The organism is Pseudomarimonas arenosa (genome assembly GCF_014841215.1).
Taxonomy (GTDB): Bacteria; Pseudomonadota; Gammaproteobacteria; order Xanthomonadales; family Xanthomonadaceae; genus Pseudomarimonas; species Pseudomarimonas arenosa.
Map to the genome: position 1 here is coordinate 1 of NZ_JACYTR010000051.1, position 23,950 is coordinate 23,950.

At 63.4% G+C, this 23,950-nt stretch carries 17 protein-coding genes and 1 pseudogene; 5 read left to right on the forward strand and 13 right to left on the reverse strand.

Annotated features, from left to right (window positions below):
• Nucleotides 1-123 precede the first annotated feature (123 nt).
• The 4 genes from IFO71_RS16795 to IFO71_RS16810 all read right to left on the reverse strand — a co-directional run bounded on the left by IFO71_RS16795 (nucleotide 124) and on the right by IFO71_RS16810 (nucleotide 3,728).
• Complete coding sequence (locus IFO71_RS16795) at nucleotides 124-1,404, reverse strand: type II toxin-antitoxin system HipA family toxin (RefSeq protein ID WP_192030823.1); 1,281 nt, start codon at nucleotides 1,402-1,404, stop codon at nucleotides 124-126.
• Nucleotides 1,401-1,706: a helix-turn-helix domain-containing protein gene (locus tag IFO71_RS16800; protein ID WP_192030824.1), complete on the reverse strand. Its 306-nt coding sequence runs from the start codon at nucleotides 1,704-1,706 to the stop codon at nucleotides 1,401-1,403. The genes IFO71_RS16795 and IFO71_RS16800 overlap by 4 nt, the downstream gene beginning before the upstream one ends.
• A gap of 94 nt (nucleotides 1,707-1,800) precedes the next feature.
• On the reverse strand, nucleotides 1,801-1,980 hold the full coding sequence (locus IFO71_RS22675) for a rhomboid family intramembrane serine protease (RefSeq protein WP_425502907.1): 180 nt from the start codon (nucleotides 1,978-1,980) through the stop codon (nucleotides 1,801-1,803).
• Between the two features lie 272 nt (nucleotides 1,981-2,252).
• A complete protein-coding gene (locus tag IFO71_RS16810) occupies nucleotides 2,253-3,728 on the reverse strand; it encodes an FGGY family carbohydrate kinase (RefSeq protein ID WP_192030826.1) in 1,476 nt (491 codons plus the stop codon).
• Nucleotides 3,729-3,779: 51 nt separating this feature from the next.
• On the opposite strand from IFO71_RS16810, the gene IFO71_RS16815 reads away from it, so the two are divergent.
• The gene (locus tag IFO71_RS16815; RefSeq protein ID WP_192030827.1) at nucleotides 3,780-4,640 is read left to right on the forward strand and encodes an alpha/beta hydrolase; all 861 of its coding nucleotides are present in this window, start codon (nucleotides 3,780-3,782) and stop codon (nucleotides 4,638-4,640) included.
• 215 nt (nucleotides 4,641-4,855) lie between these two features.
• Here IFO71_RS16815 and IFO71_RS16820 read toward each other — a convergent pair whose 3' ends face one another.
• From IFO71_RS16820 to IFO71_RS16830, 3 genes are all read right to left on the reverse strand, one after another.
• Nucleotides 4,856-5,959: an osmoprotectant NAGGN system M42 family peptidase gene (locus tag IFO71_RS16820; RefSeq protein WP_192030828.1), complete on the reverse strand. Its 1,104-nt coding sequence runs from the start codon at nucleotides 5,957-5,959 to the stop codon at nucleotides 4,856-4,858.
• Between the two features lie 468 nt (nucleotides 5,960-6,427).
• Entirely contained in the window at nucleotides 6,428-8,182 is a 1,755-nt protein-coding gene (gene ngg / locus IFO71_RS16825) for an N-acetylglutaminylglutamine synthetase (protein WP_192030829.1), read from the reverse strand.
• Nucleotides 8,183-8,191: 9 nt separating this feature from the next.
• On the reverse strand, nucleotides 8,192-9,967 hold the full coding sequence (locus IFO71_RS16830) for an N-acetylglutaminylglutamine amidotransferase (protein ID WP_192030830.1): 1,776 nt from the start codon (nucleotides 9,965-9,967) through the stop codon (nucleotides 8,192-8,194).
• A 1,090-nt stretch (nucleotides 9,968-11,057) separates the two neighbouring features.
• Here IFO71_RS16830 and IFO71_RS16835 point away from each other — a divergent pair.
• Complete coding sequence (locus tag IFO71_RS16835) at nucleotides 11,058-11,729, forward strand: spermine/spermidine synthase domain-containing protein (protein WP_192030831.1); 672 nt, start codon at nucleotides 11,058-11,060, stop codon at nucleotides 11,727-11,729.
• A 515-nt stretch (nucleotides 11,730-12,244) separates the two neighbouring features.
• Here the strand turns inward: IFO71_RS16835 and IFO71_RS16840 are convergent.
• The 6 genes and pseudogenes from IFO71_RS16840 to IFO71_RS16860 all read right to left on the reverse strand — a co-directional run bounded on the left by IFO71_RS16840 (nucleotide 12,245) and on the right by IFO71_RS16860 (nucleotide 17,400).
• A complete protein-coding gene (locus IFO71_RS16840; protein ID WP_192030832.1) occupies nucleotides 12,245-13,084 on the reverse strand; it encodes an ABC transporter permease in 840 nt (279 codons plus the stop codon).
• Nucleotides 13,081-13,959 (reverse strand): ABC transporter ATP-binding protein, encoded by an 879-nt coding sequence (locus tag IFO71_RS22680; protein ID WP_425502908.1) that lies wholly within the window; start codon nucleotides 13,957-13,959, stop codon nucleotides 13,081-13,083. Before IFO71_RS22680 ends, IFO71_RS16840 begins: the two co-directional genes overlap by 4 nt.
• 276 nt (nucleotides 13,960-14,235) lie before the next feature.
• Nucleotides 14,236-15,309, reverse strand: a pseudogene (locus IFO71_RS22685) (acyltransferase family protein); the annotation flags it as partial.
• A gap of 9 nt (nucleotides 15,310-15,318) precedes the next feature.
• Nucleotides 15,319-15,972 carry an ABC-2 transporter permease gene (locus IFO71_RS16850; RefSeq protein WP_332309399.1) on the reverse strand — a complete coding sequence of 218 codons (654 nt, stop codon included), beginning with the start codon at nucleotides 15,970-15,972 and terminating at the stop codon, nucleotides 15,319-15,321.
• Nucleotides 15,973-15,989: 17 nt separating this feature from the next.
• A complete protein-coding gene (locus IFO71_RS16855; protein WP_192030835.1) occupies nucleotides 15,990-16,886 on the reverse strand; it encodes an ABC transporter ATP-binding protein in 897 nt (298 codons plus the stop codon).
• A gap of 163 nt (nucleotides 16,887-17,049) precedes the next feature.
• Nucleotides 17,050-17,400 (reverse strand): GntR family transcriptional regulator, encoded by a 351-nt coding sequence (locus IFO71_RS16860; protein ID WP_192030836.1) that lies wholly within the window; start codon nucleotides 17,398-17,400, stop codon nucleotides 17,050-17,052.
• Nucleotides 17,401-18,271: 871 nt separating this feature from the next.
• Here IFO71_RS16860 and IFO71_RS16865 point away from each other — a divergent pair.
• From IFO71_RS16865 to IFO71_RS16875, 3 genes are all read left to right on the forward strand, one after another.
• Complete coding sequence (locus tag IFO71_RS16865; protein ID WP_192030837.1) at nucleotides 18,272-21,775, forward strand: Ig-like domain-containing protein; 3,504 nt, start codon at nucleotides 18,272-18,274, stop codon at nucleotides 21,773-21,775.
• A 984-nt stretch (nucleotides 21,776-22,759) separates the two neighbouring features.
• Nucleotides 22,760-23,626 carry a TolB-like translocation protein gene (locus tag IFO71_RS16870; RefSeq protein WP_192030838.1) on the forward strand — a complete coding sequence of 289 codons (867 nt, stop codon included), beginning with the start codon at nucleotides 22,760-22,762 and terminating at the stop codon, nucleotides 23,624-23,626.
• 106 nt (nucleotides 23,627-23,732) lie between these two features.
• Nucleotides 23,733-23,915: a hypothetical protein gene (locus IFO71_RS16875; RefSeq protein ID WP_192030839.1), complete on the forward strand. Its 183-nt coding sequence runs from the start codon at nucleotides 23,733-23,735 to the stop codon at nucleotides 23,913-23,915.
• The last annotated feature ends 35 nt before the right edge of the window (nucleotides 23,916-23,950 follow it).

Consider the following 23,950-nt stretch of genomic DNA (forward strand, 5'->3'; position numbering starts at 1 on the left):
GAATGAGGGCCGTGCCAGCGCCGAAAGATCGCCAACACTCTGTTATCTCAACACCATCGGTCGAAACTCTCGCCCCGCTTGGAATTGCCGGATCTTTCGGCGCGACCTCATGAAATATCCGGGCTAGAGCGCGCCGTGATGTTTGGCAATGGCTGAAGCGGCCGATTCGTCGAGCCCGGCCTGCTCGGCAAAGTCGGGCCAACGCTTAACCGAATCGTTCACTGCGGCGATAGCCTCCTTGGCCCGCGGCACCGAGAAGCGCTCGGCCATTTCGATCAGATCGCCGCGAGTGATGGCGTCGAATTTGCCGCCCACCCCCATCAGGTGATGGCGGGTCCATTCGCCTTGCGGGTTGTAGGCAAAGGTGACATCGAACGCCGGCGACAGCTGCCAGTTGCCCTGCTCCGGCAACAGAAACGCATGGTTCTTGCTGTGATCGTCGTGATTCTTCGCCGCGATATTGAAGGCGGCGCGGCGGAAGATCTCAGTATGGGTCTCGTCGCCCAAGCCCAGGGCGCGCGCGGTCAGGAACAGGGATTCATAACCATGCGTTGCGCGTTGGCGGAAGTTCATGTGTTGCAGGGCGCACAGCGACTGCAGGTGGATGCGTTGATTGCCTGCGCGGTCGAATCGCCGGGTCATGAAGTGCGATCGGCCGTTCTCTCTCAGCAATCGACAATCGGCCATGGCGATGCCAGCTGCGCGCGCCATCAGGTGATAGGCAAATTCGATGCGACCGAATTGGCCGGCCGAGCCCAGCTCACTATCCGGGCCCACACCATCGAATTTGAGCAGCCAATGACTGAAGTCTTCAGGGCAATCGAACTGCCCCGAACGTAGTTCACCGCTCTGTTCATTGAACGCGACCACGGCCTTTGCCCGCGCGCCGCCGGCCGATGTGCCGACGCGAATGATATCGCGCAGTCGGTCCTCGACATCTTCTTCGGAATGCGTAGGCCCGTGAATGGCACGCCTCGCCTCCTCCACCAGACGTTTCATCACCAAGGGCTCGGCCGACTCGCTGGTGGCGCCGCGACTGGGTTTGAATTCCAGGGCGCCCATGCCACGCCGCCCCATGTAGGCTAGGCGGTCGAGCGTGGTGATGCGCTGCTTGTCGACGCCCCGACGTGCCATCCAGGCGTCGATCAAGGCGTTGCCGAAATCATCTGGCAGGGCATCGGAGAGTAAACCGGGCAGACGATGAAACGCGTCAACATCGAGGCCTGGAAAGCTGAAGCGCGGTGGTCGACGATTGACCGGCATGGTCAGCGGGGCGAGGTCGATGCCCAGTCGCACCCAGGCAGGGTCGTACTCGAAGACATAGGCACCAGTGTTGGGATCGGCCATCACCGCCCCCACCCGCCGGTTCCAGATCCGCACCTCGATGAGGTCGACGTGCTTCACTTGGACTTCCGACTGGCACGTTGCGGCTCGGTGCCGCGTTCCAGTGCCGCCATCGGACTGACCGGTGGCGGCGGCGCCACAGCATCCAGTACCGAGGTCAGCCCCAAGGCCTTCAGTACCCGCAGATAGGTCTCAAGGGTCGACCCCTCGCCGTTCTCCAGCTGGCGCAAGGTGCGCTCGCCCACGCCGGCTTTGTCGGCCAGGTCGGCTTGCGGAATATTGCGCTGCAGTCGCTGTGCTTTGAGCCGAGAACCGACCTCGGTCAGCAGCTCCAGCGGAGTCATGCTCTGCTCTTCGTTCATGGGGCGTATCTTCGCCGGTAAATTGCAATTTGCTATTCAATCGGCAGTATACCGCCGATTGAGTATATTCAATACAAATATCTATAATCGGCTATTATCCGCCTGAGATGCGCAGGCGGATCTTCGCTGGTAATGGTTGGTGGTCAATGCATGCTTGGTTCAGATACAGGAAAGTGAACAAGCCCGCACCAAGCGGGCCTTCCACCAAGGCACCCGGCGCCACCGGAAACAGCATGTTGCCGAGCAATTGCCCCCAGTCGCCGTGCAGAAACATGGAAGTGAAAGCATTCGTTATGGCAGGCTGGTCGGCATGCAGGGCATAGCGTTCACCCACGATGTCTTCGCGCAGTCGGTAATAGGTGGGCCACGCCGCACGCCAAGCCTGCTCCTCGCGCGGGTCATCGAACAAATCGCCACGCTGCAGGCGATCGCGAAATTTGGCATCGCGCTGCTGTCATTGTGACAACAGCTGACTGATGCTTGTTGGCGAAGCACGAGGCCATACCAGCAGGGTGCGCTACGCAGTCGCGATGTGCGTAGCCCCCTTCAGGCCCGCGCCACAATCTCCTTCCAGCGCTGCCGAGCCTGGGCGACAGCAGCGGGATCTTGAGCAGGTTCAAAACGTCGATCAAGCGGATAGCTGCGGCGCAGCTCATCGAGACCAGACCACAGTCCTACGCCCAGACCGGCCAGCATGGCCGCGCCCAGCGCGGTGGTTTCCAGCATGCGTGGGCGTTGCAGGTTGAGGCCGCAAAAATCGGACTGAATCTGCATCAGCAGATCGTTCGCGGCAGCGCCGCCGTCGACACGCAGATCGGTGAGTGCAGCGCCGTGGTCAGCGGCCATCGCCTCAAGGATGTCGCATTGGCTGTGGGCGATGCCTTCAAGGGCGGCGCGCGCGATGTGGGCGCGCGTGGTGCCGCGGGTCAGGCCATGAATCACGCCGCGGGCATCCGGTCGCCAATGCGGGGCACCGAGGCCAGCATGAGCCGGCACGATGGTCACGCCGCCACTGTCCGGCACGCTGCGTGCCAGGGCTTCCACTTCGGAGGCGCGCTCGATGATGCCAAGCCCATCGCGCAACCAGCTGACCAGTGCTCCAGCGACGAAGGCGCCGCCTTCCAGCGCATACTGGGTTTCACCGCCCAGCTGCCAGGCAACGGTACTTAACAGGCCGTGCCGACTGCTGGCGATGAATGGTCCCGTATTGAGCAGGATGAAACTGCCGGTGCCGTAGGAAATTTTCGCCTGACCGGCATCGAAGCAGCCCTGACCGAACAACGCCGCCTGCTGATCGCCGGCAATGCCGGCCAACGGCAAGCCATCAGGCAGCTCCGGTACTCCGCGAATGCGTCCACAGACTCCACTGCTCGGCACGATAAGCGGGCGCTCAATACCCGCCACATCGAAACGCTGCGTCAGATGTTCGCACCAGATGCCTTGCCGGAGATCGAGCAACAAGGTGCGGCTGGCATTGCTGAGGTCGGTCAGCGATGCCCCGCACAGGCGACGCGCGAGGTGCGTATCGGCGGTGCCAAAGGCCAGTCGCCGGGTGCCGTGCTGACGTCGCAGCCAGGCAATCTTGGTGGCCGAGAAATAGGGATCGATCGGCAGGCCGGTTCGCGCCCGCACATCCTCTTCGTGGATCTTCAGTTCGGCGCAGGCCTGACTGGTGCGACGATCCTGCCAGACCACGGCACGACCAAGGGCGATACCGCTGTCGGCGTCCCACACGAAGGTGGTTTCGCGTTGATTGGTGATACCCAGGGCGGCCAGTCGGGTCGGATCGACGCCTTCAAGCACCTGCTTCAGTGCGCTGCGCACGCTGACCCAGATATCGTCGTGTTCGTGCTCGACCCAACCGGGCTGGGGAAAATGCTGCGGAAACTCGACCGTGGCGCGGGCCAGCACATTGAGATCACGATCGATCAGCAAGGCGGTACTGCCGGTGGTGCCCTGGTCGAGACCGATCAGCAGGTCACCCGAGGGCGGGCGGTGAAAGTCTGGGCTATGGGTGTCCATGCGCTAAAGAGTAGCACCGACCTGACCCTCGCTCCGGCTACACTGCCTGCCATGGACCGACTTACCACCACTGATGGACTGCAGTTGCACACCCGGATCTGGCCGGTCGCCGACGCCTTGGGCACGGTGCTGATCGTGCACGGCCTGGGCGAGCATATCGCGCGCTATGAGCCGATGGCTGCGCGATTGAATGCGCGGCACTGGCAGGTGGCGGGCTTCGATCTGCGCGGTCATGGCCGCAGCCAGGGGCGTCGCGGCGCCGTGTCGGACAGCGAATCCCTGCTGAAGGATCTGGCCCAGGTCATCGACCTCGTCAGCCAGACCATGCCCATCAAAGGCGGCCCGGCGCCCCTGATTCTGCTTGGCCACAGCATGGGCGGCGCCATAGCCGCCCGCTTCGCGGCTGAAATGCTGGCCGAGCAACCGCGCCCCTGGCAGCGCCCCCTGCAGGGACTGGTGTTGTCATCGCCCGCCTTCGATCCCGGCATGCGCCCCTGGCAGAAGCTGCTGCTTGCCAGTGTGGGACGGTTGGCACCTGACCTGGCCGTCGGCAATGGCTTGCAACCGAGCTGGATCTCACGTGACCCGGAGGTGGTGAACGCGTACGCGCAGGATCCGCTGGTGCACAACCGGATCACGCCGCGCTTGGTTCGCTTCCTACTGGCAGCCAGCGCGAGCGTGCTGCAACGCGCTCCCCACTGGCGTCTGCCCACGTTGCTGCTGTATGCGGGAAGTGATCGTTGTGTCAGCCCCATCGGCAGCCGGGCATTCGCCGCAGCCAGCGCTGGCAATCCTGCTGTTGTCAGCCGCGAATTCGCCCCGCTCTTCCATGAGATATTCAATGAGCCAGAGCGGAACGAGGTGTACAAAGAGCTCGAGACTTGGCTGCAGCAACGAAGCGCGGAGTCATGACAGGCTGCTGAATCAAGTCTCAGCAGACTGCCAGGAAAGGTCTGAACAAGTCCATCCTGGACTCTTCAGACGCGCCGAGTTCGGCACAGGTCCGGACTCGCCTCACGCTGATCAACAACGTACGTTGTTGATCGCGGCGGTGCATCCTTGCACTATCGCGCGCCAAGGACGGCGCGCTCGGAAAGCAAACCCGCAAGTGTTTGATTTCCAGCCTGCTAGGGTTGTCGCGTAAACCCCTTCAGTCCGCCGATATCCTTGGCATCGCGACTGATCTCCACCGGGCTCAGGGTGTAGGCCACCAGCAGCCGAGCCAGGGAGGTCAGAGCATGGGTGTGGATGCGCTCATAGCCGTGACTGGCATCGATCCCGAAGGTCAACAGGGCGGTACGGATATCGGCACCGGCGTCCAGGGCGGAGGCCGAGTCGGAACGGTAATAGCGGAAGACATCCTTCTGGTAGTCGATTCCGTGCTGCTGACATAGCTTGACCAACTTCCGCGTTAAGTGCCAATCGAACGGACCGGTCTGGTCGGCCATGGCAATGGTGACGCCGAATTCAGCGCTGTTTTGTCCAGGGGCGGTAGTGCCGTTGTCGATGGTGATCATCGAAGCCACATGCGGCATCAGCACCGAGGAGGCGCCCTGCCCCACTTCTTCGGACACGGTGAAGATGAAGTAAGTGTCTACTTCCGGCTGCGTGTCGCACTTGCAGAGCGCCTTGAGCGCGGCAAACAGCACCGCCACGCCAGCCTTGTCGTCCAGATGCCGCGAGACGATGAACCCGCTGTCGAGGAACTCTGGCTGCGGATCGATGGCGATGATGTCACCAATGTCGATCCCCAGTTCGCGCAGGTCATCGGCGTTGGAAGCCTTTTCGTCGACCCGCAGCTCAACGTAGTCCCAACCGGTGGGTTGGGTGTCAACTTCTTCATTGAAGGTATGACCCGATGCCTTCAAGGGCAGGATGCCGCCGCGCAGCGCCTTGTGATCGGTGTAGATCGTGCAGCGCGCGCCTTCAGCAAATCGCGCCGACCAATGCCCGATGGGCACCACTTGCAGCCGGCCGTTCGACTTCAGAGCCTTGACCTGTGCCCCCAGTGTGTCGAGGTGAGCAACAATGGCGCGCGCCGGCATTTCCTTTTTTCCAGGCAACCTAGCGCGCACAGCGCCGCGCCGAGTCAGCTCGAAGTCCACGCCTAGACGCTGCAGTTCTTCAGCGCAATCGCGCGTGATCTGATCGGTATAGCTGGACGGGCTGGGTATCTCCAGAACGCGCTTCAACCGCTGCTTCAGGTAATCGGTATCGATGTTAAGTGGCATCGTCGTCTCCTGTGGGTCAGTTCTTCTCAGCCAAACTGCATCCGGACCGCGAAGCGAAGCGAAGCGAATCAAGCCCCTCTCCCCTGACGGCCGGGCCGCGAAGCGAAGCAAGCCCCTCTCCCCGGAGGGAGTGGGGTTGGGGTGAGGGGGAGCGTCCAGCGCGTCGAGTATTCGCCCCCTCTCCCCCGCCCCTCTCCCTCGAGGGGAGAGGGGCGCAAGGCGAACGCTCGGCGTATCGACATGCTATGGATCGCGGCCACAAGCGTCTCCGAGCGCGTCTCGTCCAAATTGCGGCCGGGCCGCGAAGCGAAGCCAAACAAGTCCCTCTCCCCTGGAGGGAGAAGGGTTGGGGTGAGGGGGAGCGTCCAGCGCACGTCGAGTGTCTGCCCCTGCCCCTGCCAGTGGAGAGGGAAGCAAGGCGGGGGCTTGCCAACCGGTCATGAGATCGGGCCATGTACCCTCCATGATCTACCCCGACCGTTGCGGTGCGGGTATCGATAACGGAAACAGTAGATCTACAAAGCGCTCTGCGGTGGGATGAGGCTCGTGGTTGGCCAGGCCAACGCGCTCGTTGGCCTCGATGAACACATAATCTGGTTGACTGACCGACCGCACCATGAAGTCGATCCCTACCACCGGAATGTTGATCGCCCTGGCCGCCGCCACCGCTGCGTTGACCAGCTCCGGATGAACTTCGTCAGTGACGTCGTGAATGGTGCCGCCGGTATGCAGGTTAACGGCTTTGCGCACCGCGAACAGCGCGCCTTTGGGCGGCACGTCGTCAAGGGTGTAACCCGCCTCGGCGATACAGCGCTCAGTTTCGCTATCGATCGGAATGCTTGACTCGCCGCCGGTGGCCGCTTGACGTCGTCGGCTTTGGCGCTCGATCAGCTCACGCACGCTGGTGTGGCCGTCGCCGAGAATCTGTGGCGGGCGTCGGGTGGCCGCTGCCACCACCTTGTAGTCGATCACCACCAATCGCAGATCTTCGCCTTCGACACAGCGCTCGATCAGCACCTGATCGCAATAGCGGCGCGCTTCCTGCAGCGCTCGGTCCACCGCCTCACGCGTCTGCAATCCCACGGCCACCCCATTGCCCTGCTCGCCTCGCGCGGGCTTGACCACCACCGCGCCGTGTTGCTTCAGAAAGGCGTCAAGGTCGCCTGTCGCATCGATCTGTTCTGGCACGCTGATGTTGGCGTTTGACACAACGCGCCGGGTCAGCGACTTGTCGTCGCAGATCGACATCGCCACGGCGGTGGTCAGCTCGGAGAGACTTTCGCGACAGTGAATCGAGCGGCCGCCATGGGTCAGACGGAACATGCCGCTGGCCGCGTCGGTCACTTCGACATGGACCCCACGACGCCGCGCCTCATCGACAATGATGCGTGCATAGGGATTGAGCTGGGCATCATCCCGTGGACCAATGAACAGCGGCTCATTGATAGTGTTCTTGCGCTTCAGGGCGAAGAATGGCACCCGAAAGAAGCCAAGCTTGTCGTACAGGGCGATGGCCTGTTCATTGTCGTGCATCACCGAGAGGTCCATATACGCCGCACCGCGTGCCTGCAGGTGCTCAGCCAGGCGACGAACCAGGGCCTCTCCGACTCCAGGGCTGGCGGCATTCGGATCAACCGCAAGGCACCACAACGATGAGCCGCGTTCGGGATCGTCGAATACACGTTGGTGATCCACGCCAGTCACAGTGCCGATAACCTTGCCAGTGCCATGCTCCACCGCCACCAGGTAGGTCAGAGCTGCATGCCTTGCGCTGTCGGCGAGAAACTCACGCGGAATCGGCACCATGCCGCGCTGCGCGTAGATCAGCCGCATGCCTTCGGCATCACTGCTCGATGCGAGCCGACGCACGCTGAAACTGCGCAGTTGGCCGTGGTCAGGTGCATAGGTGGTCAGATCGAGCCGGTAGGTATGCGATGGATCGAGAAACAGCTCCTGCGGCGCGACTGCCAGCACAACATGCGGATTGCGAATGTAGAAGGCGATGTCTCTGGTGTCAGCCGCCTCGGCGCGGATCGCTTCGATCAAGGGCTCGGCCTTTTCGAAGGTCTGGCCAAACAGCAGCCTCCCCCAGCCGCAATCGAGAATCACATCGCCTTGCAATTCGGCATGTTCGCCGTAGTAGATCGGCGGCTTCAGGGCCTGGCCACGAAGTCGGCGAAGCCGTATGGCGGTACTGGTCTCTGCACCATGGGTGTCGACCATGATCGATCCTCAGAGTCGATGCGTCTGCAGCCAAAGCTCCAGCGTGGCGGCCTGCCACAGCTCGGAGCCGCGCAGGGGCGTAATGTGCTCGGTCGGCTCGGAGAACAGCTGCTCAAGCCATGTGTTATCGAATAGACCGCGCTGGCGCGCGGCAGGCGACGAAAGCGCTTCGCGCACCATGGCAAGGTAGTCGCCTTGGATGTATTTCAGTGCCGGCACCGGAAAATAGCCCTTGGGCCGATCGATCACCTCGTGCGGAATCACCTGCCGCGCCGCTTCCTTCAACACGCCCTTGCCCTCGTGCTTGAGCTTGTGTCGCGGGGGAATTCTCGCTGCCAGCTCGACCAGTTCGTGATCGAGAAACGGAACACGGGCCTCCAGTCCCCAGGCCATGGTCATGTTGTCGACCCGCTTGACCGGATCATCGACCAGCATCACCTCGCTATCCAGGCGCAAGGCCTTGTCGACCGCCGTTTCGGCGCCGCTGGCGGCGAAATGCTCGGCCACCAGCGCGCGGCTCGCATCTTCGTCGATCCGATAGTCGGCCTGCAGCTGGCGCTGCAGGGTTTGATGGTTGCGATCAAAGAATAGCCTTGCGTAATCACTTAACGGGTCGTTGGATGATTGCAGCGGCGGATACCAGTGATAGCCAGCGAATACCTCGTCCGCGCCCTGCCCCGACTGCACGACCTTGACATGCTTGGAGACTTCTTGCGACAGCAAAAAGAAGCCCACGTTGTCATACGACACCATCGGCTCGCTCATCGCCGAAAATACGCCTGGCAGCGCCTGCAGCAGGCGTTGAGACGGCACCACGATCTTGTGGTGCTGGGTGTCGAAGTGGCTGGCAATCAGGTCGGAATAGATGAACTCATCACCAGCCTCGCCGTTGGCCGCCTCAAAGCCCACCGAAAAGGTGTTGAGATCACGTTGTCCATTCTCGGCCAGCAGACCAACGATCAGGCTGGAATCGAGCCCGCCCGACAGCAGCACACCCACCGGCACGTCGGCCACCATGCGGCGCTTGACCGCGATGCGCAGAGCATCCAGGGTGCGCTCCTTCCAGTATTCGCCGGAACGCTCGCGATCGGCATCGTCTCGTTCGTAGCGCGCCTGCCAGTAACAACGATCACGGAAACGCCCATCGCGTTGGTAGACGCGCAGCGTCGCCGGTTTCAACTTGTGTGCCCCGCTCAGAATGGTGCGCGGCGGCGGCACCACGGCGTGAAAGCTCATGTAGTGATGCAGGGCCACACGATCGATCGAGGTGTCAACGTCGCCACCGGCCAGCAAGGCCGGCAAACTGGAGGCAAAGCGCAGGCGGCTGCCCTGTTGGCTGTAGTAGAGCGGCTTGATTCCAAAGCGATCGCGCGCCATGACAATACGACCGCTTTCGCGTTCGTGCAGCACAAAGGCGAACATGCCATGAAAACGCTCAACGCAGGCCTCGCCCCAGGCATGCCAGGCCTTCAGGATCACCTCTGAGTCGCCGTCGGAAAAGAACCGATATTGCTTGGCTTCGAGTTCCTGGCGCAGCTCGCGATAGTTGTAGATGCAGCCATTGAAGACCAGCATCAGGCCGAGGTCAGCATCCAGCATGGGCTGCTCAGCACGATTGCTCAGATCAATGATTCTGAGCCGCCGATGAGCGAAGCCCACTGCGCCGTGCGCGACGATTCCACTGCCATCTGGTCCACGCGGGGCCAGCACCTCGCTCATCCGGGCGATCGCTTCCACATCCGCCGGGCGGCCGTCGAAGTTGATCTCGCCTGTCAGTCCACACATATTGTTTCACTCTCATGGTGACGCACCTCACTTGCCAGTGAGGACCGAGAGCGTGCTGGGACAGGAAAAGCGCAGTCCGCGACCGGGCTGCGGTGTGACAGCTCCCGAATTTCGCGTTTTGAATTGAAGAAGACGGCTCAGTTTACTCGTTTCGCAGGTGAGGGTCAAAAACGAGTCCGCGCATTCATCGTTTTAAGCGACATGTTAAGTTGGGGCAGCGCTGGTGAGGGAATCTGTGACAAGCGCCTCCCCACGATACGCGTGATGTGCGGCGGTGGTAGGAGCCTAGTGGGCACCTTCAGTGCTCGCTTCGGTGAGGCACCCTTCGACAAGCTCAGGGTGCGTCAAGGCGATTCCATCGCTACCGCCCTCGGACTCTCATCCGCCCTTCGGGCTGTCTCTCAGTGCGAACAGGACAAGCCATGGCCCGCTTCGGGTCGCCGCCACGCTGGCTGAGCTTGCCGAAGCCAGCCGACCCAGCATTGCAACCTCAAAGCTCGCGTGGGCACCTTCAGGGCTCGCTTCGGTGAGCCACCCTTCGACAAGCTCAGGGTGCGTCAAGGCGATTCCATCGCCACCGCCCTCGGACTCTCATCCGCCCTTCGGGCTGTCTCTCAGTGCGAACAGGACAAGCCATGACCGCTTCGGGTCGCCGCCACGCTGGCTGAGCTTGTCGAAGCCAGCCGACCCAGCATTGCAACCTCAATGTTCGCGTGGGTACCTTCAGGGCTCGCTTCGCTGAGGCACCCTTCGACGGGCTCAGGGTGCGTCAAGGCGATTCCATCGCTGCAGCCCTGGGGCCACCCGCCCTTCGGGCTGTCTCTCAGTGCGAACAGGACAAGCCATGACCGCTTCGGGTCGCCGCCACGCTGGCTGAGCTTGTCGAAGCCAGCCGACTCAGCATTGCAACCTCAATGCTCGCGTGGGTACCTTCAGGGCTCGCTTCGGTGAGGCACTCGCCCAGCTGTTGTGGTCGCCTGCACGCGAATCTCCCTGTGCAGCCTCGAATTCCCAGCCCACTGCGAGACACTTCGCAGTCCTCGCCGCAACAACCGACAATGGTGTCTATGTCCGCAACAAGGCTTCGTCGATGAACCGCATGCACCTGCTCGATACCGCGCCGATTCCTGGCGGCGGTGAACTACGCCTGTTCCAGTGTGGTGACATCTACACGATCAAGATCGCCGGCGGTGGCGATCTGATGAACAGCCGGGTACGCGAATCGGAGAAGGCGCTGGCGCGGTTGCCTTGCGAACGCATTGCGCGACGTCCGTCCGCGCGCGTGTTGGTAGGTGGGCTGGGGATGGGGTTTACGCTCGCTGAAGCCTTGTCGGTGCTGCAACAGGATGCCGAAGTGGTGGTCGCCGAGCTGGTGCCCGCGGTTGTCGAATGGAACCACCACGTGCTCGGCGAAAAGGCCGGTCATCCGCTGCGCGATCCGCGCACGAGGGTCGTCGTCGACGACGTCGCGCAGGTGCTGAAAGCAAACCGGGGAGGCTTCGATGCAATCCTGCTCGACGTCGACAACGGTCCGGAGGGACTGACGCTGACTGCAAACGACAGACTGTATTCGGACCTCGGTCTGGTCAGTGCAATCGAGGCGTTGAAGGCCGGCGGCATACTTGCCGTATGGTCGGCCGCACCGGCACCGTTTTTCACCCGCAGGCTGCACCAGTCCGGTCTGCGAGTTGAAGAACACATCGTTCGTGCGCGCCCGAATGGCAAGGGCGAGCGGCACATGATCTGGCTGGCTATGAACTAGATCAGAGTATCGGCGATGAACGCGAATGCTTCGGCACGTTTCAAGGTCAGCGGCGATAAGCCGTGGGGTTTCGCCGAGTTCCGACGTCCCTCCGGCCTTGACCAGTACCCCGGCCTGGACTGCGAATCAATCTCCGAAGAGGTCGCTGTGCGTCCCTTCAGTCAGCAGGTTCGAGCCTTCTTGCGGGCGCGTCGACCATCGTAGTAACGCTTCTACAATGCTTGTCAGAAGCCGTGCCGTGACCATCCTTACCAGCCGCGAACTCAACCAGGGCATCGGGCGCGCCAAATGTGAGGCCAGCTCGTCGTTCTCTGGCTCCGTCTCTGTCTTCACCAACGCCGCTTTCCGATGTGCATGTTAAGTAGGGCGTGCACGAGGCGGGCAGCTTGCTGGAGCACCGATTGTCGCGGCCAACGCAAGCACCTTGTTCACGCCACAGGGAAAGACCTCCCTCCGTTACCGCGTCGGTACCGGAACGCGCTCCAGCTTGAGAACATCCGGTCTGACGACCTGCGCTACCCCACCCGCGCCAGTCGACGCACCGCGAGGCCGCCACACAGCACGCCGAGGGCGAGCAGCACCGCACCGGCGATGGCCGGGTCGATGAAGGAAAACGGCTCGATGCCGGCCAGGCCTAGAGCAAGCTGGTTGAGATGGAAGGTCGGCCAGATCACCACCCAGGGTTCCAGCGCGGCAGGCAGGGGAATGAACAGTCCCGACAGCCACATCATCGGCAGGAACAGCAGATTGCCCCAGGCCGGGGCGGCCGAGGCGGAACACCAGCTGCCGAGCAGCAGGCCGATCGCGGTGAACGGCAGACTGCCGATGAGCAGCGTCACGCAGATGATGATGAGCTGGGTTGCTGAGGCCGTGAGCTTTCCAAACAGCAGCGCGGCAATCAATACCAGGGCCAGCGCCAGGCCGGAGATGAACATCGACATCAGCAGCTTGGCGACGATGACCGCGCCGGGTGGCGCCGGCAGGGCACGCTTGAGCTGCAGCACGCGTCCCTCACGCTCGGCGGCGAGCAGCGCGGAGGTGAAGATGCCCGGCATGGATACCGCCAGCACCGAGAAGCCGCAGAACAGGTAGTCGGCAAGCGCTGGGCCGAACTTGCTTTCAGCCAGCGCGGGGCCCGCCATTACCACGCCGAACATCAGGTAGACCGCCAGCGGCACGACGATGAAAGGGATGGCGAAGCCGGGCGAACGCAGCGCAGCGCGGATCTCCATTCGAGTCTCGGCCGCATAGGCGGCGACCAGGCGTAGCAGCGGAAGCGGCTGGCGCGCAGCGTGGTGCGCGTCGAAATCGGCAGCGATCGACAGCGGTGTAGCAAGGGGCGTGCGGGCGCTCATGCGGCCTCCCGGGTGAGTTCGTTGAAGGCTTCGGCCAGGCTGGCCTTGTGGATTTCGAGATCGCGCAGGCTCGAGTCGCTCGCCAGCAGGCGGCGCACCACGCTGTCGGCGTCCGAGGCGGTGAGCTGCAGCTGGCCGGAATCGCTGCTCGCATCGACCACACCGGGCCAGCGCCGGATGTCCTCGACATTGAGAGCGCTGGCGCAGCGGATGCGCTTGCGCGCGACCAGATCGCGCATCTCGCCGACGCTGCCTTCGGCGATCAGTCGGCCGCGGGCCAGTACGGCGACGCGATCGGCCAGTGCCTCGGCCTCTTCGAGATAGTGGGTGGTGAGTAGTATTCCGCAGCCTTCGTCGAGCAGCTGCCGAATGCCCCGCCACATCGTTTCGCGCGCGGCGACATCGAGCCCCACCGAGGGCTCGTCGAGAAACACCAGCTGCGGCCGACCGACGATGGCCAGGGCGAACTGCACCTGCCGCTTCTGGCCGGTGGAGAGCTTGCCGTAGGCCTTGTCGGCCAGCGCCTGCAGGCCGCACAGTTCGATCACTTCGTCGACGGAACGAGGTGTTCGGTAGTAACTGGCCGCCAGGGCGATGTGCTCACGGGTGCGCAGCGTCGGCGTCAGGGTCACGTCCTGCATCATCACGCCCACCGCCAGCCGACTGGCCGTGGACAGCGGCGAGCCGCCCATCAGCACGGCTTCACCGGCATCGGGCTGCAGGGTGCCCAGCAGCAGACCGATGGCCGTAGTCTTGCCGGCACCGTTCGGCCCGAGCAGGGCCAGCAGCTCACCCGCGCGCACGGCGAGATGCAGGCCGTCGAGCGCCGGCTGGCCGTCGTAACCTTTGCTGGCCGCGACCAGCTCAGCGAGCACGTAGGCATCGGCTTCGCGTGCCGGGTTGTTCTGCGCCGGGCTCTGCTGCGATGGATCGAGCTGTGATGGATCGAGCTGTGATGGATCGAGCTGCGCCACATCGACTTGTGCCGGGCCGACCGGTTGCGTGGCATCCGGCGCCAACGCCACAGTCGCAGCGTCCGCGCCCTGTGCCGCGCTGCGGGATGGCAGCGTCCGCGGATAGCGGCGACCGTTCAGCACCTCACCGAGGAAGGTGTTGCGCACGCCGTAGTGATAGGCGAGCAGCAGCGGCGTCAGCGTCAGCGCAATGATCAGCGGAAACTTCACCCACGAAGGCAAGGCAAGACCGGCCAACAGCACCTGCCAGGCGAACACCACCGGCAGATGGGTAAGGTAGAGCCAGTACGAGGCGTCCGAAAGGTAGCGATGCACCCGATTGGGTTCGGCGCAGAAGCGCCAGGCGGCACCGAGCAGACCCACGGTCCAGCACCACGCAGCCAGCGCATAACACAGGGTATAGCCGACACGCCCGTTGGCGCCGCCCGGCAGCGTCCCGGGCTCGAGCGACGGCGTCGGCCCGATCAGGCTCAAGCAGATGGCGGTGAGCGTCAACGCGGCGAGAAGCTGACCACGCCATTGCCGCGCGAGGTAGTCAAGCAGGCCGAGCTGGCGATGCACGAACCAACCGAACGCGAACGCGCTGCCGTAGGCCAGGCTGGCCGGCCATTGCGGGGCGAGGCCGTGATCCGGTGTGCGAATGCCAAACCACAGATGCCCGTCGAGATCCGCGAACAGCGCGAGAAACAGCGGCAGCGCCAGCAGCAGCGGCAGCACACCGCCGCGCGCGGCGCGGCCGAGCAGGCGATCAAAGCCAGCCGCCAGATGGCCCTGGCGATCGACCACCCGATCGGCGACGAACTGCACCACCAGGGCAAGCGCATAGAAACCGAGCAGGTAGTACAGGAACCACAGATGGATCAGTGGAAAACCCTGCGGCGGAGGCGGCGCCGGCGCGTCCGCCGTCATCGTTCGCGACAGTCCCCAGATCACCACTGCGATGGTGATCGGGGCGAGGACAATCCAGCCGACGACCAGCGGCGCACCGACGCGCTGCAGACGGTTGCCGATGAAGGCGCGCGCGCCGCGGCGTTCGACCAGCAGGCGGGCGAAGAAGCCGGCAATGACGAAGAACAGACTCATCCGAAACAGATGGATGGTGAAGAAGCCAACCGCCATCAGCGGGCTCTGCGATGCGTCCTGCGCGGGAATCGGCAGGAAGAACGACATGCAGGCGTGCAGCACGATGCCCAGCAGCAGCGCCAGGGCGCGTGCGGAGTCGAGCGCGTGGAAACGGTGTGTGGTGTGCATGATCAGTTCTCAGGTGAGGTCGCGTCGCCGCGAAGGCAGGGTCAGGGCGAGGCCGAGCGCGATCGCCGCGAGCAGCAGCTCGGCCGCCATCACCGCGAGCACGTCCGCGCTCCACCAGGCATCGGCGGCCTGGGCCCGTTGCGCCTGCTCGGTCAGGCGATACAGCCAACTCAGCATCGGCGTCACCGTCAGATTGGTCAGCAGGATGGCGGCGATCGACCACACCTCGGACAGGCTGACCACCACGATCGCGAGCAGCACGAAGAAGTTCAGCAGGAAAAACAGCATCAGCGCGACGAAGAACGGCAGTCCGCCATCCGGGCGTGCGGTGAGCAGGGTCGACAGCAGGACGAAGCCAGTAAGCACCACCCACGGCACCAGGAAGGCGATCGTCGCCGCCCAGACCTTGGCCGTCATGTACTGCGCAGGCGTGATTGGCAGGCTGAGCACGAACAGATGCGAGCGGTCCTGCCGCTCCTTGTAGATGCCGAGCATGCTCAGCAGCACGCCGAACGCAATCACCGCGGTCATGAACAGGATGAAGCCGAAGCTCGGCCCGCCGCCCGCCTCGCTCGAGCCCGAGAGCCACAGCGCCACCACGCCAACCAGCACGGTGGCGACGATCCAGCTGCGATAGAAGCGCAGATCCTTGGCGATCAGCACGCGCGTCAACGATGTGTTCATTCGCCCATCTCCCGACGCTTGGCCATCACATTGGCAACAAAGATTTCTTCCAGGCTCATGCGCTGGATCTCGAGCACCTCGGCGCCCAGCGCCTGCAGCCGGGCGGTCAGCTCGGGCTGGAAGTCGCGGCAGGTCAGCTGAACCAGTCGTCCTGAACGCTGCGTTTCGACGACACCGGGCAGGTCGGGCAGCGCTCGCGTCTCGTCCAGGCTCACGCTCAGCCGCCGCCAGCGCTCGATGAAGGCCTCCTTGTCGCGCGAGTCGACCAGCCGGCCACGATCGAGAAAGGTGACCTGATCGCAGATCTGTTCGATCTCCAGCGTGTTGTGCGACGAGAACAGGATCGATCGTCGATCGTCCTGCACCACCTCCATCAGCTCGCCGATGACTTCCTGGCGGGCCACCGGGTCGAGCCCTGCCGTGGGTTCGTCCAGCACCAGCAGGGCCGGCCGACGCGCCAGCGCGAGCAGCAGCAGGGCTTTCATGTGTTCGCCGCGCGACAGGGTCTTGACGCGCTGCTCGCCGCGCAGGCCGAAGTGGCGCAGCAGATGCTGCGCGTAGATCGCATCCCAACCCGGATAGATCGCGGCGACGAAGTCGAGGTGCCAGCCCAGGGTAGCGCCGGAGAACAGGCGCATGTCTTCGCTGACATGGCCGATCTGCCACTTGGCCTCGACCTGCCCCGCCGGCAGGCGATGACCCAGAACCTCCACCTCGCCGGCGTCGGCCTCGATCAGGCCGGTCAGCAGCTTCATGCAGGTGCTCTTGCCGGCGCCGTTCGGCCCGACCAAGCCCATGATCTGCCCGGTCTCGAGCCGGAACGACAAGCGATCCAGATGAAAGAACGGATAGCGCTTCTCGACGTTGTGGAATACGACTGCTGTGCTGCTCATGATTCGTCCGACTTTGGCCTGTGGAGGGTCTGGACAAGTCCATCCTGGACTTGCCAGCCCGCGCCGAGTCCGGCACATGTCCGGACTCGGCTTTCGCGAATCAACGACTTGCGTCGTTGTCCGCGGCGGTGCGTCCGTGCACCGCAGGAACCTCTGAACGTGTTCAGAGGTTCCGAGTCTCTTGGCGCTTGAACGCGTCGTTCAATCGGCCCTGCAGGGCCTTGCTGCCCATCCCGAGTTCGTGCGCCACTTCGACCGCCCGGTCCAGATGCTGATCGAGCTCCTGCTCGCGCAGCTGACGCCCCAGCTCGACCTTGTCGGCCACGAAGGTCCCGACGCCCTGGCGGGTGACGATCACACCCTCGTGCTCGAGTTCGAGATAGGCGCGCTTGACCGTGATCACGCTGACCCGGGTGGCCGCCGCCAGCGCGCGGATCGAAGGCATCTCCTGACCCGGCTTCCAGTCGCCCACCGCCACGCGCCGGCGTATTTGCTCCATGATCTGGGCATACATCGGCGCCGGATTGCTCTGCGAGATGGTGAGCTTACTGTGCATATTGATATACACAGTAGCCGCACAAGCCCGCTAATGCAAGTCCCGCCCCCGCGCTTCCACCGGCGCCGCCTTCGCCGCCGTCCCCACCCTCGCCACCCGCTCCACCGAACGGAGTTCCTGCGTCGCCATCAGCGCCGGCACCGCCGCTTCCGCCATCTGCGGCATTTCCGCCGTCGCCGCCTATGCCCTGAGTTCCGCTGCCCGAAGCAGCGCCGCCCGCGCCGCCAAGTCCATCGACGCCGCCTGGGCTTCCGTCTCCCCCCGCCGTACCCGGCGTGATGCCATCCGCACGGTCACCCCCATTCGTTTGTCTGACGCCGGTGTGAGTCAGTGATCCGTCAGCCGCTAGCGTCACCGAACCAGCAGGTCCACCATCTCCGCCGTCTCCTCCGACGGCCCCTTGACCACCTGCACCTCCGTTACCGCCCTGCCCGCCGGCAACGTCAATACGGCCGGTGAACACAAGGCTGCCGATTGAGTGAATGTCCACTTGGCCACCCGCCCGGCCCACAGCACCGCTACCGCCGGTTGAGCTGCCGGCCGCGCCGTTGGCGCCGACGAAACTCAAGCTACCCGCTAACATAACGTTGATCACCGCGCCGTCTCGGTGAACAAGGTCGAGTTCCAAGCCTGCCAGCCAAGGCCTGGAATAGCCCATGACCGGGAAGTGCCGGCAGAGGTGAATTGGCTCGTGCGTAGTGCGTAACACATAGTTTCACCTTGCCTACTTCGTCCGGCCACGCCCCCCAACCATCAAACCCTTACCTTCTCCTCATTGCCTCCACATTCCCATGCCACCCTGCGGCTTCGTTCAACCGGATCCGCGCCGATGCTCGCACTTCGCCCACTGACAGCCGCCGTCATCGCCCTGTTCGCCCCGGCCGCCGGCTTTGCCGCAACAATTACCGTCGACACCACCGCCTCAGGCATCAACGACGCTGATGGCTTCTGCTCGCTGCACGAGGCGATCCAGAACGCCAACAGCAACACCGACAACGATCGCACCGGCAGCGGCGAGTGCGTGGCCGGCAGCGGCAGCGACACGATCGTGCTGCCCTCGGCGCAGACGATCACGCTGACAAGCGCCCTCGCCACGATTGCCGGGCCGCTAAGCATCACCGGCAACGGCACCCGCATCGAGCGCGACGACAGCGTCCCCTGCACGCTGGGTGCGCCAGACCCTGGCAGGTTTCGACTGTTGCTGCAGGGCGCGTCAGGCAGTCAGCTCAACCTATCCGATCTCACCCTGGCCAACGGCTGCGGTGCCAACGGTCCAGGCGGCGCCATCTCGATCGGCGCCGGCAATCTCGTGCTCGATCACGTCACGCTGGAGAACAACAGTGCGAGTGGCGCCGGTGGCGCTGTGTACGCGGGCACCGGCAGCGGCTCGATCACGATCAGCAACAGCACGCTACGCGACAACTATTCTGCAGTCGGAGGTGGCATCGCCTCCTTCGCCAAATTGACCCTGATCGACTCGGTGGTCGAAGGCAACAGTGCTGGCGGTAGCGGGGGCGGCATCTATCTGTATCTGCATGTTGCCGATGCGGGCAGCACGATCACCGGTTCGGTGGTCGCCGGCAATACCGGGGCGCTGTCTTCGTCCCAGCCGGGCATAGGCCTGTACCAGACAGGGGGTGAGCTCACGATCGAGAACAGCACCTTCGACGGCAATCGCTCTGATACCACCGGCGGTGCCGGCGCGATCGGCCTGTTCGGCGGCGGCACGCTGTCGTTGACCGGGGTCACCATCGCTGACAGCGGCAGCACCGATCCGCAGATTCGCGCCTCGTCGTCGACGCTGTCGGTGACCCGGTCGATCATCAGCGACGGCAGCAGCGCCTGCAGTCTTTCCAGCAGCACCTTGTCCGGCAGCGACAATCTGGCCACCGACAGCAGTTGCGACGCGCTCGGCGCCACCGTGGTCAGCAGCAGCGACCTCGCGCTCGGTGCGCTGGCCGATAACGGCGGCCCGACCTACACGCGTCTGCCAGGCCCTGGTTCGGTTGCCGTCGACGCCGCCAGTGGCTGCAGCGGGCTCGACCAGCGCGGCGAGGCGCGCGACGTCGATGCCGACGGCAGCACCGGCAGCGACTGCGATATCGGCGCCGTCGAGGTGCAGAACACCGCCCCGACCGTGGTCGCCGACAGCGCCAGCACCGATCAGGACAGCAATGTCAGCGGCAACGTGCTGGGTAACGACAGCGATGTCGCCGCGGATGAGGACAGCGACCTCGCCGTGGTCGCTGTCGATGGCGTCACCGGCAATGTCGGCAACCCCATGACGCCGGCTGCCGGCGGCACGCTGACAGTGGCTGCCAATGGCGCATTCACCTTCGCGCCCGGCGCCGATTTCCTGTCGCTGGACAGCGGCGACAGCGCGACGGTAAACGTCGCGGTCAGCGTCAGCGATGGCTATGCGACCAAGGACGCCAACCTCAGCATCGAGGTCAGCGGCATCAACGATGTCCCAACCGCGGCCGCGGTCAGCGGCAGCATCGGCGAATCGGACGCGGCGGCAACGTTCGCCTTTGCCGGCAGCGACCCGGACAGTGGCGAAACCCTGAGTTATGCGTTCACCGGCGCGCCGTCGGCCGGCGTGGTGACCAATCTCGGCAACGGCACGTTTTCGTTCGATCCGAACGGCGAGTTCGAGGCGCTCGACGTCGGCTTCAGCAGCATCGTCACGCTCGGCTACACGGTCAGCGATGGCGATCTGACCTCAGCCTCGGGCAGCATTGAGATCACCGTCATCGGCAGCAATGATGCGCCGGTCGCCGGCGATCTGGCGCTGACGACCAGCCAGAACAGCAGCGTCGGCGGCAGCGTATCGGCCAGTGATCCCGAGTCCGATCCGCTGGTCTACACCCCGGCCTCTGCGCCGGCCCAGGGTACGGCCGGTATCGCCAGCAACGGCAGCGTCAGCTTCGATCCGGGCAGCGACTTCGACGATCTCGACGACGGCGAGTCGCGTCAGGTGAGCTTCGATTACCGCGTCACCGACGACAGCGGTGCCTCCGATATCGGCACGATCACGGTCACCGTCAGCGGTATCAACGATGCGCCGGTCGCAGCAGACGTCGCCGCGCATGTCGGTGAGGACGCTGCCGCCGTGATCGCCTTCGATGCCAGCGACGTCGATGACGAACCGCTGAGCTACACACTGGTCGGCGCCCCGTCCGCCGGTAGCGCGGTCAACAACGGCGACGGCAGTTTTACCTTCAATGCTGCCGGCGCTTTCGACGACCTCGACGACGGCGAATCGCGCGATGTGAGTTTCCACTACACCGCCAACGACGGCAGCGTCGACAGCGCGCAGGCGACCGTGACCATCACCGTCGACGGCGCCAACGATGCGCCGCTAGCGGTGGACGACGGCTATTCCATTGTGAGCGGCCAGACACTGGCAGTGTCGGCGGCCGAAGGTCTGCTCGCGAACGACAGCGATGTCGATGGCGACGGCTTGTCGGTGGTGTCCGGTACCTATACCCCCGCCGGCATAGGCGGCACGCTGATCCTGGCCAGCGACGGCGGATTCGCCTACCTGCCGCCGGCCGACACCACCGGCACGGCCCACTTCACCTACACGGTCAGCGACGGCACAACGACCTCGACCGCTACGCTGGAGATCGACGTGATTGCCGGCAACCTGCTCGACCTGCAGATCAGCAAGTCGGACGGCGTTGATCATGTACAGGCCGGCGAGGTGCTCACCTACACGATCAACGTGTTCAATGCCGGCCCGGCGAATGCCGTCGGCGCCCGCGTACAGGATCTGCTGCCGGCAGCGCTCGGCAACGCCGCTTGGAGCTGCGAGGCGGTGCCGCCCAGTGCCGCGACGGCGTGCAGTTCGGCCAGCGGTAGCGGCGATATCGATCAGACGGTCAACGTCGGCGCCGGTGATGCGGTCGTATTCGAACTCATGACGACGCTCGCCGCCGACTACAGCGACAGCACGGTCAGCAACACCGCGACGGTCGCCGCGCCGGACGGCTTCACCGACAGTAACTCCGGAAACAACAGCGCGACCGATGTCGATCGAACCGACCGGGTGTTCGCCGACAGTTTCGAGACCACGGCACTGCACGTCGTCTACGCCAAACGTAGCACCGTGCTTGATAGCGAGGCGATCTCCGCCAAGCTCCCCCTCGATGCCGGCCTGAGGGCGCAGCTGGTGGCCCGTGCCGACGACCCAAACGGCCTGCTAAGGGTGCACGCGCGACGCGGTGCTGAGGGTGGCATCGAACTGCGCATCAGCCGCTACGAAAACGGCGAGTGGATGCAAGGGGCCTGGCAGCCGGTAATAAGCCCGCGGGTGCAGTTAGTCTGGTAGATTCGCCGCGGCGGTTGAACGAGCCGCCCCAGGCGTACCGCCTGGCGCGCAGCGAAGCCCAGCGTGATGTCGCACCCAAGGCGTGGGCTTGCCCAGCCAGCCATGGATTCCGGCTTGCGCCGGAATGACGAACGGGGCGTTACTTTCGACACATCCGTGCACTGATCGAAGCCACTAGCCTGCATCTTCCTGGCGCAGCGGCGCATTCACAGCGGGCCATGGCCTTTGATGACACGATCCGCGCCTGATTGCGCTCAAAACGCGCGATCTGCCTCATCCATCTTCTGCGTCATCGCCTGCTCCTTGGCGGCTCGTGCCGCCCTCAAAATGGAGCAATCACACAGTTGAGATTACAGGCTCTGGCCTTTCGCTGCGTCGAGGCAAAGGCACAATTCAACGTCCGTCTATTGATCTTTCGAGTCGGGCGACAGTAGCTGTAAAGCCCCTCTCCCCTTGCGGGAGAGGGGTTGGGGAGAGGGGGAGAAACCCGCCGCTTCGACTCGCTCAGCACAGACTTTCGTCAGAGCCATGAACACAACCCAGCCTCCTGCGCAATCGCCAATGTCACCGGCCGTTACTTTCGACACATCCGGGCATTGATCGCAGCGACTAGCCTGCATCCTCTTGGCGCACCGGCGCCCTCACAGCGAGCCACGTCCCTGCATGACAAGGTCGCTCTTCGGAACCAAGACCGGTGCAGGCTGTTGATGGCCGGCTATTTGATTCCGCATTCAACATCACCACCGATGTGGGCGAAGCCATCGAGAGCATGGGCCGAGGTTGATAGCGAACTAGCCGCATGCTGGGCGGCCAATGTGGCGGTGTTCAATAACCTATCGTTCAGTCGAACATGTCGCGCGAATAACAACGCGATCAACCTTGTAGCTATATGGGCCACGGCCAACATCACACTCAATTTTAGGCGCAATGTCCATAGTGCTAGATCTCAACGGAAACTCGCCAACCTGCAGACTAAGGAAAGTCATGAAATCCATAAGCGCATCACTGCCGCTACTCTCCATGCTGTTGCTGGGCAGCACAAGTCATGCCGAAGCAGCTCTTGAAGGCCCGTATCTCGGACAAAAGCCACCGGGACTAACGCCCGAACCCTTCGCGCCAGGTATCGTGACCACAGATGGATTTGATGATGGCGGCGTCTTCACCCCCACAATGGATGAGTTCTATTTCATCCGAAAGCGGCCAGACAACAGCAAATTCGAAACTGTCATCTACAAGCAACAAGGCAACCAATGGGTTGAGACAGTCAGCAAAGAACCTCGACCCTTCTATCCCTTCTTCTCGCCCGATGGCAAAACCATGCATCTTGGCAAGAAATACAGGGAGCGCACCGACTCCGGCTGGTCTGAGACCAAGGATCTTGAGGCGCCCTTTTCTGAAATCGCCATCATGAGCCTTTCTGCGTCGTTGCATGGCACCTATGCCATTGACGAAAGGCATCCAGAGGACGAAGGCGTTCTTCGATTCTCAAGACTGATCGGTGGCAAACGTGCAGCGCCAAAACCCTTCAACGACTCGATCAACTCCGGAACACGAAACTCTCACCCTTTCATCGCGCCCGATGAATCCTACGTTATGTGGGATGGCATCAAGGACGGCGGATTTGGCGATGTCGATCTGTATATCAGTTTCCGACAGCAAGATGGTTCATGGGGTGAAGCCATCAACCTGGGCGACAAGGTAAACACCGACGCCTACGAAGCAGGGCCAAAGGTGACACCCGATGGGAAGTACCTGTTCTTCGTCAGAAACATGGGCTCGGACCAGTTCGAGAACGTGGATATTTTCTGGGTGGATGCGAAGATCATCGAAACGCTTCGGTCCACTAGGTGAGCGATATGCGAGTCGGGTGCGATACCGCAGTTGGAGTCCCATCGACCCGACATGCCTGTTGATCCAGTTGCCACTAGGCGGCACCGACTGCATTCGAGAAGACAATATGCCCGATAAGCAGAGGCTTCACCTCATCCTATGCGTTGGCTTCAGTCTACTGGGGCTGGGCTTCGCGCTTGACCTTGGGTATGCCGAGTACAACGGGCGCAAGTTCCAATGGCGCAGCGCAATTGAAATGCTGGGTTGTTTCCTGTTGGCTTGGTACTTCCTGCGATTGCGTAAGGGCTGACGGTTGACCCGGCCAATGGATTCGGCGCCCAACGA